The sequence below is a fragment of the Pantoea sp. AG1095 genome, assembly GCF_003208415.1.
Lineage (GTDB): Bacteria > Pseudomonadota > Gammaproteobacteria > Enterobacterales > Enterobacteriaceae > Pantoea > Pantoea leporis.
This window is the reverse complement of the sequence record NZ_QKMJ01000001.1, coordinates 613,450-627,452: the sequence shown is the minus strand read 5'-3', so window position 1 is coordinate 627,452 and position 14,003 is coordinate 613,450. Positions and strand designations below refer to the sequence as shown.

Below are 14,003 nucleotides of genomic sequence, written 5' to 3'. Positions count from 1 at the left end.
CGCATTTATGCGCACCAGAACGACGCGCTTATTTAATTCATGCCAACATTCACCCTTTAAAATAATATTTATCTCGCGGCTTAAAATAAAATTAATTTAACCCGGTGCGCTTGCAGCAATGGGATGCCCGCTTAGTATTAATGAGGCGGCATGCAGTTGATGAGTACAAGGCTAAATTCACTCCTTCCCTCCTCCATTTCTTATCGTTATTTATTTTTAAACATCAGAATTAATTCCCTTTCTCCGTTTATTTTATTTTTTGAGGTGAGCTATGTTTCGACACGTAAAGCAGTTGCAATATACCGTGCGCGTTAATGCGCCCAATCCCGGTCTGGCCAATTTATTACTCGAGCAGTTTGGTGGTCCGCAGGGCGAATTAGCCGCTGCGATGCGCTATTTCATGCAGGGCTTAAGTGATGAAGATGCGGGTCGTCGCGAGATGCTGATGGATATCGCGACTGAAGAGTTGAGCCATCTGGAAATTATCGGTTCGCTGGTTGGCATGCTGAATAAAGGTGCCAAAGGCGAACTGGCGGAAGGCAGCGAAGAGCAAGGCGATCTTTATCGCTCCATCACCGGCGCGGGCAATGACAGCCATCTGACATCGATTCTGTACGGCGGCGGCCCGGCATTAACCAACTCCGCGGGCGTGCCCTGGACAGCGGCTTACATTGATACCATTGGCGAAGTGACAGCGGATCTGCGCTCCAACATCGCGGCCGAAGCGCGCGCCAAAATCCTCTACGAACGCCTGATCAACCTCACCGATGACGTGGGCGTGAAAGATGCGCTAGGCTTCCTGATGACGCGCGAAGTGGCGCATCAGCTGTCGTTTGAAAAAGCGCTCTACTCCATCCACAACAACTTCCCACCGGGCAAACTGCCGCCGATCGAGAAGTATGCGCACACCTACTACAACATGTCTCAGGGTGACGATATTCGCGGTAGCTGGAATTCGGATGAGAACTTCGACTATGTCGCCGACCCGCAGCCCGCAGTGGATGGCGGTGATGGCTCCGCCAGCGTGACGCTGCCGTCAAAACAGCTGAGCGATCTGGATACGCTGGCAACACGCACCGCTTCACAGCCCGATACCAATCCGATTACCGGCGCGGAACCCGGCAGTAAAACGCCGCTTACCAATCAGTAATTATCACAGGTCGCCCTAAACGGCGACCTGGCAGATTAATCCGGAAAACGCCCTTTCATTTCAGTTACCCGGCTGGGTTGTTGAGGGATGTGCCATAGTTGACGCTGGCATAAATAATAAGGATGGCTTGATGATGTTTGGTTTTTTAACTTCCCTGTTCGGTAGCCCGGAGTCATTAGTGCAAGTCATGACGCGCCAGGACATTCAGGAATCGATTGAGGAAGGCGACAGAATTATTATTGATGAAGATGGTAACGCTTCGGTTAATGCGTTGAGTCCTGAAGTGCAGCGCGATTTTGCCCATCATGTCAGCACATTAAAGGATATTTAAATGGGCACGGCGATATTTATGGTGATGATGGTTTGCGGCTATTGGTATACCAGCCGCGACATGTCGAGCCGTTTAAAAATTAAGCGTTCCTTTGGCTGGGATGTCTATTTTCTCATTGCGCTGTATGGCTGCATATTTGTGCTGCAAGGCGTGCTGGCCACCGCGATCATCTGGCTGATTCTGCTGGCCGCATCGGGCGTGAATAATGCGTTTGCGCTGACCTCGGCGGAGAATGTGCACTGGAACGTCGATTTCATGACGTGGAGCTTTTTAGGCATTCAGGCCCCGGTGGTGCTGATGCTGGCCTTTGCCATCCTGTTCTGTATGTATCGCTCCAACTGGGCGGTCAGCGCCCGGCTCAACGCCGGTGGACGCAAGGAGTTGTATCAACGCCTTTCCCGCTCCAACGGCATTGAACAGTTGCTATTGCAATGTATGGAAGAAGGCGAGCTGGCGTGGGTCACACTGAAATCGCGCCGTATCTATATCGGCATGATTCACGCGGCGACCTTTGAATATCCAAACACTGCCAACATTGTGTTGATCCCGATGCTGAGCGGCTATCGTGATTCACGCACGCTCAATCTGGCGATCGAGCATAATTACAGTCTGTGGTACCACAATCACAACATTGATTTCTCGTCCGCACCTAAAAGTGCCCTTGAGTTTCGTAAAGTGATTATGGTGCATCAAATAGAGAGTTTGTCGCTGTTTGATCCGGCCAGCGCCAGCGCATTAGCGATGGATAAGCAAAGCGGTAATAAACGCAAGTGGATGCGAAAATCCGCGCCCAAACGCGACTATCCCTAAATTTACTATTCAAAGATGCTGGCTTAATCGTGCAATTGCTTTATGTTGCACGGAGCCAGCAACATTCCATAATAAGTCAAAATAATAAGGGCATCATGATGGACTTTAAAAAGTTCGAGGACACTTTACAGCTGTGGGGGAATTTACACTTCACGGGAATTGAACTGCAACAGCGTGATAATAAAAGCGAAATTTACGCGACCGGCACTAATAATCATACCCAAAGCCAGCTGTATATTTGCACGCTTTCAACTGATGTCGCTTCACACGTCCAGTTAAAACAGTTTCGCACCTGGTTGCACAGAATTAATATTGGCAAAGCGAAGCGCCGATTAGCTCTCGCCAGAAAGGATTAATTCATTGTCCCCGCGCGGGGGACAGAGAGGAATATCAGGCGTCGTCAGGCGTGTAACCCACCACAATTTCCAGTGTTTTGCGCAGCACATCAGCTTCAGCATCACCTTCTGCGGTTTCCAGCGCCATAATCAAACAGAGAATAATCGATTTATTACTGACGCGCCCTTCGGTGGCCAGCACGTGGCGGATAACCCTATCCAATACGGCAGCTTCGTTTCTTAACGTACTGTCTGCATTGCGAAAATGCTCTGCCAGTTCGGTGTCAGGCAGTGCAGCGTAGAGGTTGTGATTTTCCGACATGATTCCAGTCCCGTGATTGTATCTACGCTCGAATTTACAGTGCCTAAATGCGAGCCAATCGGTCAATGTTTACGATTGTTACCAGACTGTTGGTTGTTACCAAACAGCTGAAGAACGTTGTCGCTTTGCGGCTGCTCTTCGCGCAGCTTTTTTCCCGCCGAAATACTGTTGCGTACATCGGTGATGGCGGCAGTAATCGCTGCACGCTGCTCTTCGTCATTGCTCTGCTGCTTCATCAGCATCAGCTGATTCAACAGCGCTTGCGTATTGACCGGGCCCGTACGTTGCAACAGCGCCAGCGCCGCTTCGCCAATAATTTCATCGATTATTTTCTGGTGTTCACTTCTATTCATAACGAATTTTCATAACGAATCTCTGACCGCCGCTTCGCCCCGGTGCGGGGCGAAACCAGTGTGGGAGCGTATTCAGAGTAAAATTTTAATACTTGTACAAGTTTGACGTCTGACTGGCTCTCAGCTTTCACGTTCAAATAACAAGCCAATCAGCTGATGATAGTGATGCTCTTCTTCAGCATTGGCGGCCAGTTCCAGTCTGCGCAGCAGCTTGGTGCATAGCGATTTGCGGTTGAGGTTACGGCCTTCGCGTAAGATTTCAACCACGATCTGACCCAAGGTTTCCTGCTGTGATGGCAGCGACGCTTTGCTGAAATAGTTGGCAATGGCCTCGACTGAACTCGGCGTGTATCCGTTCTGACGCATAATTGACCCCAATAAATGAAAAAGTTAGATCATTTGACCTAAGTAAAGTTGTACAGATAGCAAAAAGCTGTACAAGGAGCTTACTCAAGATATCAGGCAGGTTTTGTTGCAAAAAGTGCTAAGAAGTGTGAATTAGGACAATTAGAAAGCTTTTATTTCCAAATCTGTGCGCTCCGCGCCGAAAGTCATCGACGCGTGAGCCGGTTGGGATGGTCAATTGTCGTCGGCATCGGCCGAAGGCATTCTGACACTGCCTTCCTGGCGACTCAATCCGCGCAATGCTGAATGGACGCGATTATCGCTGCCCGCCGGTTGACGGTGCGTGAGCAACCATTGCTGCGCCTGGGCAATACGCTGCTGCTGTTGACTGTTTTGCTCTTTTCTCGCCATACGCGCGAGCTCTGCCAGCAGTGTGGAAACGCTGACTTCCTCACGGCGCACCAGTAATGCATAGGCCGCTTCGCCGATAATTTTAGGTTGCGAATCTGACATCTTCTACCTCCTGAGAATATGGGCTTACGCTTGCTTCTCACTCTTCATTATAGATCATCGGCCTGGCGCCTTGTTAACAGACAGCTCTGGTTATCTTGGGTTTTTGTTACTAACACGTTATGGTAACTGCCCTTCGGTGGCCTCTGCTCGCACCGACGACGTGATTAATAACAAGCATTAAGCAAGGAAATCTGGCATGGAGTTCACCATACGCAAAGCCACGGCAGAGGATGCAGAGCTGCTGCACCTGCTGGGCCGCATGACCTACAGTGCGCATTTCAAACATATGTGGGTTTCCGCAGACGAACTGGATGCCTTTATCGACAAGGAATACGGTCTGGCAGAGCTGAATAGCAGCCTCGCGGCACCCAATGAGAGCTGGCTGATCGCCGAGACCGACAAGCCGATTGGCTTCGCCAAAGTCACCTGGAACACGCCAGTGCCGGATTCCGGCATGAGCGGCGCGTTGCTCAACAAGCTCTACCTCAATCCAGAAGAAACCGGCAAAAACTACGGCCGCTGGATGTTCGAGAGCATCATCAATGAGGCGCGCGACAAGCGTGAAGGCTACCTGTGGCTGGAAGTGTTAGGCGATAACGTGCGTGCACGTAAGTTCTACGAAGCCTTTGGTATGCAGCACATCAAAGACATTCCGTTTATCACCGCTTCACAGCAGAGCACCCTGCAGATCATGGGGATGATGATTTAAGCGCAGCGGTAAGCCCTTTGGCACAAAATAAATTTCCTTTGTTGCCAACTGTTTTGCAAATCATTACGGGTTCTGGCTTGATCAAACTGCCTGTTCGACATTACTGTATACATATACAGTGACGATTTGAGATCGCAGCCATGCAGTTTTATCAGCCCGCGGAAATCCGCGCTATTCTCGCCTTACCTTTGTTCATCAGCCGCGTGCCCTGCGGCTTTCCGTCCCCGGCGCAGGACTACGTTGAACAACGTATCGACCTCAACGACTTTTTAGTCGATCACCCCAGTTCAACCTATTTCATTAGAGTCAGCGGTGACTCGATGATCGACATCGGTATCAATGAGGGTGACATGCTGGTGGTGGACAGCTCGCTCAAACCCAAACACGGTGACATTGTGGTGGCTTCGCTTTCCGGCGAGTTCACCGTGAAACAGCTGATGTTACAGCCTTACCTGCATCTCAAACCGATGAATACCGCGCATGCGGTGATCGCCATTCCTGACGCCGATGAGTTCGAAGTCTTCGGCATCGTTAAACACGTGATTAAAACCATAGGCCGCTGATGTTTGCCCTGGTGGATGTGAATTCGTTTTACGCCAGCTGTGAAACGGTGTTTCGCCCGGATCTGCGCGGCAAGCCGATTGTGGTGCTGTCGAACAACGACGGCTGCATTATTTCGCTAAGCAGAGAAGCCAAGGCGCTGGGCATTAAGATGGGCGCGCCCTACTTCAAACATCGCGAAGAGTTGATGCGCCACAAAGTGGTGGTGTTCTCGTCTAACTATGCGTTGTATGGCGATATGTCGCGCCGCGTGATGGAGACGCTAGCGCTGATCTCCACGCGCGTGGATGAGTATTCCATCGACGAAGCCTTCGTTGACGTCACCGGCATCAACGCCTGCATGACATTCGAACAGTTAGGCCGCGACATTCGCGACCGTATTTATCAGGATACCCATTTGCGCGTGGGTGTCGGCATTGCGCCGACCAAAACCCTCGCCAAGCTCGCCAACTGGGCCGCCAAACGCTGGACCAAAGCCGAGAACGTGATGGATCTCTCTTTGCCCCACCGTCAGCGCGAGTTGATGAAACTGGTCAAGGTTGAAGAGGTGTGGGGCGTGGGCCGGCGCTTATCGAAAAAGCTCAACCTGATGGGCATTACCACCGCACTGCAATTGGCTGAAACCCCGACCGCGCTGATCCGTAAACACTTTGGCGTGGTGCTGGAGCGTACGGTGCGTGAATTATGTGGCGAGTCTTGTCTGGCGTTTGAAGAGGTGATTCCCAACCGGCAAAATATCCTCTGCTCGCGCTCGTTTGGCGATCGCATTACCGAATATCAGGATATGCGCGAAGCCATTGCCAATTACGCGGCGCGTGCCGCAGAGAAATTGCGCAGCGAGCGGCAATATTGCCGTCATATCGGGACGTTTATTCGCACCAGTCCGCACGATCCGCATCATCCTTATTATGCCAATGCGGCCAGCCAAACCTTGATTACGCCCACCGCTGACAGCCGCGATATTATTCAGGCCACGCTCAACTGTTTAGATCGCATCTGGGTGCCCGGTAAGCGTTATATGAAAGGCGGCGTCATGCTGGGCGATTTCTTTAGCGATGGCGTGGCGCAGTTTGATCTGTTTGCGGAATATCAACCGCGTCACAATAGTGACCAATTAATGGCCCTGATCGACAAGATGAATGCCCACCAGCGCGGCGCGTTATGGTTTGCCGGGCAAGGCATTCAGAAACCCTGGTCGATGAAGCGCGAGATGCTGTCCCCGGCGTACACCACCCGGCTGGCGGATCTGCCAGTAGCGAAGTAAGCGCTTCACGCTTGAATTACACGCATGCGAATGCGATATTCAGCCCCTGATACGGCCACAGCTTAATAACATCCGGAGAACCTATGGCGAATGAAGAACGCGTAAACGAGCTGGAAGCAACGGTAAACCAGCTGCAGATTGAAGTCGCTGCCTTGCGCGAGTTAATGATTAAGCAGGTGGCGGTAAATAACATCACCTTCAAAGGGAAATATGATGAGGTGATTATTCAACTGGCGAAAGAATATGAAGAGCGCGGCTTAGAGGACGAAAGGAATAGCCAGATGCACGAGGCGCTGCGTCAATATATTAAATACCAGCTGCCCGCCGTGGAATAAGCCAATTACGCTTGCGATTCATCTATATTAATCCCTTTCACATCATCACGCCCTTCACGCTTTGCCCGGTACAAGGCGTGATCGGCGTACTCCAGCAGTTTTACCGCACTGAGGGTGGCAGACGTCGCAGTGGTGGCGCAGCCGGCACTGATCGTCACCTGCCCTTTGGGCGAAGAAATATGCGCAAGCTGCCTGATCCGCACCGCCTCAACCACCCGATGCGCAATCGTCATGCCCTCATTGAATGGGGTATCAGGCAGGATCAGCGCAAACTCCTCGCCGCCATAGCGCGCGGCGATATCGGAGCGCCGCGCCACCACGGAAGCGAGCACCTCAGCGATCGCTTTCAGGCACTTATCCCCGGCAATATGGCCGTAAGTGTCGTTGTAATGCTTGAAGAAATCGATATCCATCATGATCAGCGTGAGCGGTTTACCGCTGGCGGCGGCGTGGGCCAGCGCTTGATGCAGGAAACGATCAAACTCCCTTCGATTCGCCAGACCGGTTAAACCATCAACGTGCGCGAGTTGATTCAGGGCGAGGTTGGCGCTGTGCAGTTCGTCGCGCAGCTGAGTCAATTCCTGCTGATAGCGCAACACGCTACGCGCCTGACGCAGCTGGAAGACGCCGAGCAGCAAGATGGTCAGCAGCAGGATAATGCTGAGCAGAATATCCTGCGCCCGACGGTTAACCCACACATGGAACAGATCGTCACTGTTGTAACCGGCGGCGACGATAATCGGATAGCGATCGGAACGCGCAAAACCAAAGATCCGCGCCTGGCCATCCAGCACCGATTTCCACTGCCCGCTGCCGCGATCCATTTTCGCCAGCATCTCCTGAAACAGCGGGCTGGCTGAGAGATTTTTGCCGATGTAACTGTCAGGCATCGGACGCGCGTACAGCACCGTGCTGTCAGCCAGCATCAACACCAGCACATCGCGCGCACCGAGCTCGTAATAGCTGTAGAAGCGACGGAAAAAATCGACCTTGATGGTGGCCAGCAGCACGCCCTTAAAGCCACCGCTGGCATCACTGACGCGCAGGGAAACGGGGATCACCAAATCACCGGTGCTGCGGCTGTTGATCACCGGGCCGATATGCACGCTGTTGCGCCGGTTATGGCGCTGAAAAGTGAAGTATTCACGATCGGAATTATTGATATAGTTGGGTGCGCGTTGGGCGGAGGTGGCGATCCACTTGCCATCTTGATCGTAGTAGAACAAGCCGTGTAACTGCGGTAAGCGGCGCTGTAATTCGCGCATGGTATTACTCAGGTCAGCGCCCTGAATGCGTGTTGCCAGCTGTAGCTGCAGATCACGCTGTACCTGACGCAGCGACAGCTCGGTCTGCAGGAAGGTGTCTTCCGCCTGACGCGATTGTGATAACGCCAGATTCATCGCGGATTCCTGGGTCTGACGCACGGTCGCCAGCCAGTCTTCACGCAAGGTCCAGATACTCATACTGGCTACGGTGATCAACAGCAGCAGTCCAGAGAGCACAATGCTTTTCAGTAAACCGCCGTCAGAAGAAACCGGCTTATCCATTTTTCTTTTAAACTGCATGTTGTCCTCTGTCTTCCCCACCAACAGAGTTAAGCAGGTAAACCACGCATCAGTGGACGAATGCGGTTATTTTTCGGGCCATCGATAACTCCTATGACCAGTTGCGAAATATTACTGTAGTCTGGTTCCACCACATTGAGTGGCAGCAACACACAGTACGCGTTTACACGATCACTTCGGTATCCATCTCGACCAGCCCGCTACGAGCGGGCTTTTTTTTGCCTAAGATGCAGGGAAAACGGGACGGAGCAATCAACTCCGCCCCGCGCATTAGGCTGCGACGGTCAGCGCTTTTTTGCTGCGCGACCAGACGCGATGGGATGCCATGACAGAAAGGAAGTCCGCCATAAAGGTGCCCTCGGCTTTCACATCTTCCACCAGCCCTTCCTCGACCTCATTGTCCTGCACGTTAAACTGCGCCTTAAACCGGCGTGCATCACCGCTCAGACCGATGGCTTTGAGATGCTTGTAGGCTTCCAGCAGGAAGTAGCGTGCATCACCGCTCAGCAGCAACGCATCGATATTGCCATCCGGCACAATCACCGCATCAAAGGTCAGCGAAGGAAGACCGGTAAAGGTGGCATCAACCGGCAGCACCGAGCCATCATCCGCCAGCACTTGTCCCATGTGCGCTGCCAGAATTTTGGCATGCACGCCCTGCGCTTTCAGCGCCTGCAGTATCGCCAGCACGTCGGCGGCTTTCACACCGTCGCTCAGCAGTAACGCCACCTGACGGCCTTTGATATCGCCGCTCGGTTGCGCATACAGACTCAGGCTGTCATCTTTTTTCAGGCCGTTGACCTCTTTCGGCGGAACGGTGTTGAGCTGCTCATCACTCAGCTTCAGCCCCAGATTGGTGGCCACAGCCTGCGCCAGCGTGACGTCAATCTGCAGCAGATGATCGACCACGCGTTCGCGGATGTAAGGACGCGCTACCTTGCTGAGCTCAAACGAATAAGCGCCGATGATATGCTGCTGCTCTTCCGCGGTCTGGCTCAGCCAAAACAGCCGTGGCTGCGAATAATATTCGCCAAACGATGGGCTACGCTCGCGCACCTTGCTGCCTTCCACCCGCTCCTGATAGCTCTCGAATCCGCCCTCTTTTGCCGCTGGCGGCACTTCACGTGGCCAGTTGTTGTTGATAGAGTTCGGTTCGTAGTTGGCCGGATTGGTATCGATTTCCGTGCGATGCATGCCCTGACGCTGGAAATTGTGGTACGGGCAAACCGGACGGTTGATCGGGATCTCATGGAAGTTCGGCCCACCCAAACGGCTGATTTGCGTATCGGTGTAGGAGAACAAACGGCCCTGCAACAGCGGATCGTTGGTGAAGTCCAGCCCCGGCACAATGTGGCCCGGATGGAACGCCACCTGTTCGGTCTCGGCAAAGAAGTTGTCCGGATTACGGTTGAGCACCATTTTGCCGACCAGTTCGACCGGCACCAGCTCTTCGGGGATCAGTTTGGTGGCATCGAGAATGTCGAAATCGAATTTGAACTCGTCCTCTTCCGGGATCAGCTGCAGGCCGAGCTCATATTCCGGGAAGTCCCCGGCTTCAATCGCTTCCCACAGATCGCGACGGTGAAAATCGGGATCGCGGCCGGTCAGCTTCTGTGCTTCATCCCACAGCAGCGAGGCTTTGCCCGCCACCGGTTTCCAGTGGAAACGCACGAAGGTGGCTTTACCCTCGGCGTTAATCAGGCGGAAAGTATGGATGCCAAAGCCTTCCATGGTGCGGTAGCTGCGCGGAATACCGCGATCCGACATCGCCCAGATGACGTTATGCAGCGTTTCAGGTTGCAGCGACACATAATCCCAGAAGGTGTCGTGCGCGCTCTGCCCCTGCGGGATTTCGTTGTGCGGCTCGGGTTTCACCGCATGCACGAAGTCCGGGAATTTATGCGCATCCTGAATGAAAAACACTGGCGTGTTGTTGCCGACTAAATCAAAAACGCCCTCATCGGTATAGAACTTGGTGGCGAATCCACGGATATCGCGCACGGTGTCAGCCGATCCTGCGCCACCCTGCACGGTGGAGAAACGCACGAAGACGGGTGTGATTTTTTCGGCATCGCTGAGGAAACCTGCTTTGGTCAGTTTTTCCAGCGAGCGGTAAGGCTGGAAATAGCCATGCGCCGCCGAACCGCGCGCATGAACGATACGCTCAGGAATGCGTTCGTGGTCAAAATGCGTGATTTTTTCACGCATGATGAAGTCTTCAAGCAACGTGGGCCCGCGCGAACCGGCACGCAGCGAGTTCTGATCGTTGGCGATGCGGGTGCCCTGGTTGGTGGTCAGGTCAGCGTTTTCGCCATTTTTGCGGTACTCATCGAGCTGCTCAAGTTTGCTGTTTTGCGTGGCGGGCGCTTTCAGGCTGCCGGGCGCGGTAGGCTGCTTGCCCGGCGGCGTCGGTTCAGCGGCAGGTTTATGTCCACCGCCTTGCGGTGCTAAATCACCTAATCCTGGCTCAGAGGTTTCTGGCCCTTTATGCGGCGCGGTATGGGTTAAATTCTGTTCTTTTTTATCTTTCGACATGTGACATGCTCCTCCAGTTAAGACCCTATTAACTGTAGAGCATAAAAACATTTATATTTCGTCTGGTTTAGAAATGATGTTTAAAGAGATTAATGAGGAGAATGTAAAGCGAGGATATTTTAACCGAAAGGTAGCTTTAATGGTTTATTAATAAGATTAATCCTGATAAATACCGTTGCGCTTTATTTCAATTATTTTCGCACCCTCCACAGGGTCGCCATTAATGGCGACCAAAAATATCATGCGGCATAACAGGCGCTATGAATGCGTTAAGGTTTCAAAATCACCTTGGTCCAGCCCGCATCACGATCGTCGAAATGGCGGTACGCTTCGGGTCCTTCGGCCAGCGACAGTCGATGAGAAATAATGCTCGCCGGATGCGCTTTGTCGGTGGCAATCAATCGCGCCAGCTGGCGGTTATAGGCTTTGACGTTGGCCTGGCCGGTACGGATCGACTGCCCTTTAAACCAGAAGCTGCCGAAATCGAACGGCATTTTACCCACTTTGGCTAACTCGCTGGCCGCGCCGGGATCCTGCGGGATAAACACGCCCACCACGCCAATGCCGCCGGTGGCTTTGGTGGAGGCGACCAGGCTGTTCATGGTGGCGCTGTTATCTTCGTGTCCATGCTGATTACAACATTGATAACCCACGCATTCACAACCGCAATCCGTGCCGCGTCCATCCGTCAGATCAAGGATTTGCTGCACCGCTGCGTCGCCCACGGCATTGATGCCCGTTGCGCCCATCTGCTCCGCCAGCGCCAGGCGATCGGGGTGCGTATCCACCACAAACACCTGCGACGCGCCTTTGATGATCGCCGAATGCGCGGCCATCAAGCCTACCGGGCCCGCACCGTAGATGGCGACGCTATCGCCCGGTCGCAGGCCTGCCAGTTCGGTCGCATGCCAGCCGGTGGGGAAAATGTCCGACAGCATCACATAATCTTCCTCTTTCTCCACCGCATCCGGTGGCAGCAGCAAACAGTTAAAATCGGCAAACGGCACGCGCAGCAGCTCGGCCTGACCGCCTTCCCACTCACCCATTTCAGCAAAGCCGTAGGCCGCACCTGCGGTGCCGGGGTTGGCGGTCAGACAGAAACCGGTTAACCCTCTCTCACAATTTTCACAGAAACCACAGCCGACGTTGAACGGCATACAAACGTAATCGCCAACCTTAAGTCGCTCGACGCCACTCCCCACTTCCACCACTTCGCCAAGGTTTTCATGACCAAAGATGCGCCCCTGTTCAAAGCTGGTGCGCCCCTCGTACATATGTAAATCGGAACCGCAAATATTGGTGGTGGTAATACGAATAAGCGCATCGGTAGGACGCACAATTTTTGCATCAGGAACATTTTTAACCGAGACATCAAAAGGCCCGTTATAGACGATAGCTTTCATGATTTATTTTCCTGAGTGGCTAGCACTCTTAATTCGAATGAGCAGATAAGCACGGCGCTAATTTAACGTCGCGCTTAGCCAAAGAAATAAAAACCGCGTCTACATACCCTGGCATAAATAAGTCAGTTGTGCTTTTTTCAATTACCGCTGCGTTTGTCGTGCAGTCGCGCATATTTGTGCCAGACTTAACACCGTGTCAGCAGGAAAATCTATGGAGAGCGTATGAAACAGGTTGTTTTAGCTTCAGTAATCATGATGTTCAGCGTTGGCGTGAGCGCAGCGGAAGGCGGATACCAATCAGGTGAAACAGCACCGCCGCAGAAGAATCAGGATGCCGGTTATAAAGGATCGGAAGACACCGCACAAACCCCGATTTCACGTATTCGTGATTTCCGTCAGGGCGGCTATGTCACGCTCGAAGGCCATATTATTGAAAAGCTGAAAGGTGATAGCTACAAATTCCGCGATGATACCGGCACGATTATCATTAATGCTGAGAAGCCGGCCTTCAAAGAGAAAACCTATTCAGCCAGTGATAAAGTTCGCGTCAGTGGAAAAGTGTATGGGCGTGGCGAACAAACCACCTTGAGGGTATCGCGAATTGAAGAACCTTAAGGTTACGCATTTATTACCTTAAGAATAGCGGGTGAGTGCATGGCTTTTCATCCTCACCCTTTTTAGGCCTGACAGCGCAGCAGATAATCACATTCACATATACGTTTTTCGCCATTCCTACAGCACTATTTTGCGGGTATATTAGCGCGCATGTAGTGAATAGAACTCGTAAGAGTCTGAATGAGTTTTTATGGATAGAACGATTTATATTGTTGACGATGACCACGCTGTCATCAACGCGCTGCGAAATCTTCTGAGCTCAGAAGGCTACCTGATTTCGACCTTTACCTCCCCCGCTGAATTTTTACATCAGCCGCATTACCGCACCCCGAGCTGTTTAATTGTCGATATGAATATGCCGGGCCGCGACGGCTTTGATGTCTCGCAGGATCTCACCGCACGCGGATACACCATTCCCACCATTTTCCTCACCGGCTTTGGCACCATTCCTCTGACGGTCCGCGCGATGAAGGCCGGCGCCTTTGAGTTTCTCACCAAGCCGGTGATGCCGGATGACCTGATACAAGTGGTATCCGCTGCCATGGCGCTGGCCGAAAAAAGCGCAGCACTCGCACAGGAAAGAGTTGTACTCACCGGGCGTTATCACTCTTTAACGCCACGGGAAATGGAATTGATGCTGCTTGTCATTCGCGGTTTATTAAATAAGCAGATTGCCGCCGAAATGGGCATCAGTGAAATTACGGCAAAAGTGCATAAACGCCGCGTAATGGAAAAAATGGCGGTGCGTTCAGTATCAGAATTAGTCAGAGCCGCTGAGAAACTTCATTTACTGCAAGATGAATAAGGCGCGCGTTATAGTGATAACGATCCGATTTTCCTCCCGCGAAATAGCGCGG

Annotated in this window: 17 protein-coding genes; 10 read left to right on the top strand and 7 right to left on the bottom strand. The window is 52.5% G+C overall.

Features of this window, described 5'->3' with window-relative positions; genetic code table 11:
* Positions 1–271: 271 nt before the first annotated feature.
* The 4 genes from DEU53_RS03060 (at position 272) to DEU53_RS03045 (ending at position 2,647) form a co-directional block, all read left to right on the top strand.
* Positions 272–1,150, top strand: coding sequence for a manganese catalase family protein (locus DEU53_RS03060; protein ID WP_101760741.1), 879 nt, complete (start codon positions 272–274; stop codon positions 1,148–1,150).
* A gap of 133 nt (positions 1,151–1,283) precedes the next feature.
* The gene (locus DEU53_RS03055; protein WP_101761030.1) at positions 1,284–1,481 is read left to right on the top strand and encodes a hypothetical protein; all 198 of its coding nucleotides are present in this window, start codon (positions 1,284–1,286) and stop codon (positions 1,479–1,481) included.
* On the top strand, positions 1,482–2,291 hold the full coding sequence (locus DEU53_RS03050) for a hypothetical protein (RefSeq protein ID WP_101760742.1): 810 nt from the start codon (positions 1,482–1,484) through the stop codon (positions 2,289–2,291).
* A gap of 95 nt (positions 2,292–2,386) precedes the next feature.
* A complete protein-coding gene (locus DEU53_RS03045; protein ID WP_101761031.1) occupies positions 2,387–2,647 on the top strand; it encodes a hypothetical protein in 261 nt (86 codons plus the stop codon).
* 34 nt (positions 2,648–2,681) lie between these two features.
* Here DEU53_RS03045 and DEU53_RS03040 read toward each other — a convergent pair whose 3' ends face one another.
* The 4 genes from DEU53_RS03040 to DEU53_RS03025 all read right to left on the bottom strand — a co-directional run bounded on the left by DEU53_RS03040 (position 2,682) and on the right by DEU53_RS03025 (position 4,159).
* Positions 2,682–2,948 (bottom strand): biofilm development regulator YmgB/AriR family protein, encoded by a 267-nt coding sequence (locus tag DEU53_RS03040; RefSeq protein WP_101760743.1) that lies wholly within the window; start codon positions 2,946–2,948, stop codon positions 2,682–2,684.
* A gap of 62 nt (positions 2,949–3,010) precedes the next feature.
* Positions 3,011–3,301, bottom strand: coding sequence for a hypothetical protein (locus DEU53_RS03035; RefSeq protein ID WP_101760744.1), 291 nt, complete (start codon positions 3,299–3,301; stop codon positions 3,011–3,013).
* A gap of 120 nt (positions 3,302–3,421) precedes the next feature.
* A complete protein-coding gene (ycgZ, locus tag DEU53_RS03030) occupies positions 3,422–3,667 on the bottom strand; it encodes a regulatory protein YcgZ (RefSeq protein ID WP_007891089.1) in 246 nt (81 codons plus the stop codon).
* Positions 3,668–3,880: 213 nt separating this feature from the next.
* Entirely contained in the window at positions 3,881–4,159 is a 279-nt protein-coding gene (locus tag DEU53_RS03025; protein ID WP_110865987.1) for a hypothetical protein, read from the bottom strand.
* Positions 4,160–4,355: 196 nt separating this feature from the next.
* On the opposite strand from DEU53_RS03025, the gene DEU53_RS03020 reads away from it, so the two are divergent.
* The 4 genes from DEU53_RS03020 (at position 4,356) to DEU53_RS03005 (ending at position 7,028) form a co-directional block, all read left to right on the top strand.
* On the top strand, positions 4,356–4,868 hold the full coding sequence (locus tag DEU53_RS03020) for a GNAT family N-acetyltransferase (protein WP_101760746.1): 513 nt from the start codon (positions 4,356–4,358) through the stop codon (positions 4,866–4,868).
* 140 nt (positions 4,869–5,008) lie between these two features.
* Positions 5,009–5,431 (top strand): translesion error-prone DNA polymerase V autoproteolytic subunit, encoded by a 423-nt coding sequence (gene umuD / locus DEU53_RS03015; protein WP_101760747.1) that lies wholly within the window; start codon positions 5,009–5,011, stop codon positions 5,429–5,431.
* Complete coding sequence (gene umuC / locus DEU53_RS03010) at positions 5,431–6,693, top strand: translesion error-prone DNA polymerase V subunit UmuC (protein WP_110865986.1); 1,263 nt, start codon at positions 5,431–5,433, stop codon at positions 6,691–6,693. The genes umuD and umuC overlap by 1 nt, the downstream gene beginning before the upstream one ends.
* Positions 6,694–6,776: 83 nt before the next feature.
* On the top strand, positions 6,777–7,028 hold the full coding sequence (locus tag DEU53_RS03005) for a hypothetical protein (RefSeq protein ID WP_110865985.1): 252 nt from the start codon (positions 6,777–6,779) through the stop codon (positions 7,026–7,028).
* Positions 7,029–7,033: 5 nt separating this feature from the next.
* Here the strand turns inward: DEU53_RS03005 and DEU53_RS03000 are convergent, their stop codons facing one another.
* The 3 genes from DEU53_RS03000 to DEU53_RS02990 form a co-directional block, all read right to left on the bottom strand.
* Positions 7,034–8,593, bottom strand: coding sequence for a sensor domain-containing diguanylate cyclase (locus DEU53_RS03000; RefSeq protein WP_110865984.1), 1,560 nt, complete (start codon positions 8,591–8,593; stop codon positions 7,034–7,036).
* Between the two features lie 270 nt (positions 8,594–8,863).
* A complete protein-coding gene (gene katE / locus DEU53_RS02995; RefSeq protein ID WP_110865983.1) occupies positions 8,864–11,128 on the bottom strand; it encodes a catalase HPII in 2,265 nt (754 codons plus the stop codon).
* A gap of 269 nt (positions 11,129–11,397) precedes the next feature.
* Positions 11,398–12,531, bottom strand: coding sequence for a glutathione-independent formaldehyde dehydrogenase (locus tag DEU53_RS02990; RefSeq protein ID WP_101760752.1), 1,134 nt, complete (start codon positions 12,529–12,531; stop codon positions 11,398–11,400).
* 222 nt (positions 12,532–12,753) lie between these two features.
* Between DEU53_RS02990 and DEU53_RS02985 the strand changes: the two genes are divergently transcribed.
* Together DEU53_RS02985 and DEU53_RS02980 are read left to right on the top strand one after the other, a co-directional pair.
* Positions 12,754–13,146: a YgiW/YdeI family stress tolerance OB fold protein gene (locus DEU53_RS02985; protein ID WP_101760753.1), complete on the top strand. Its 393-nt coding sequence runs from the start codon at positions 12,754–12,756 to the stop codon at positions 13,144–13,146.
* Positions 13,147–13,336: 190 nt separating this feature from the next.
* Positions 13,337–13,951, top strand: a complete 615-nt coding sequence (locus DEU53_RS02980; protein WP_110865982.1) for a response regulator transcription factor — start codon at positions 13,337–13,339, stop codon at positions 13,949–13,951.
* Positions 13,952–14,003 lie beyond the last annotated feature (52 nt).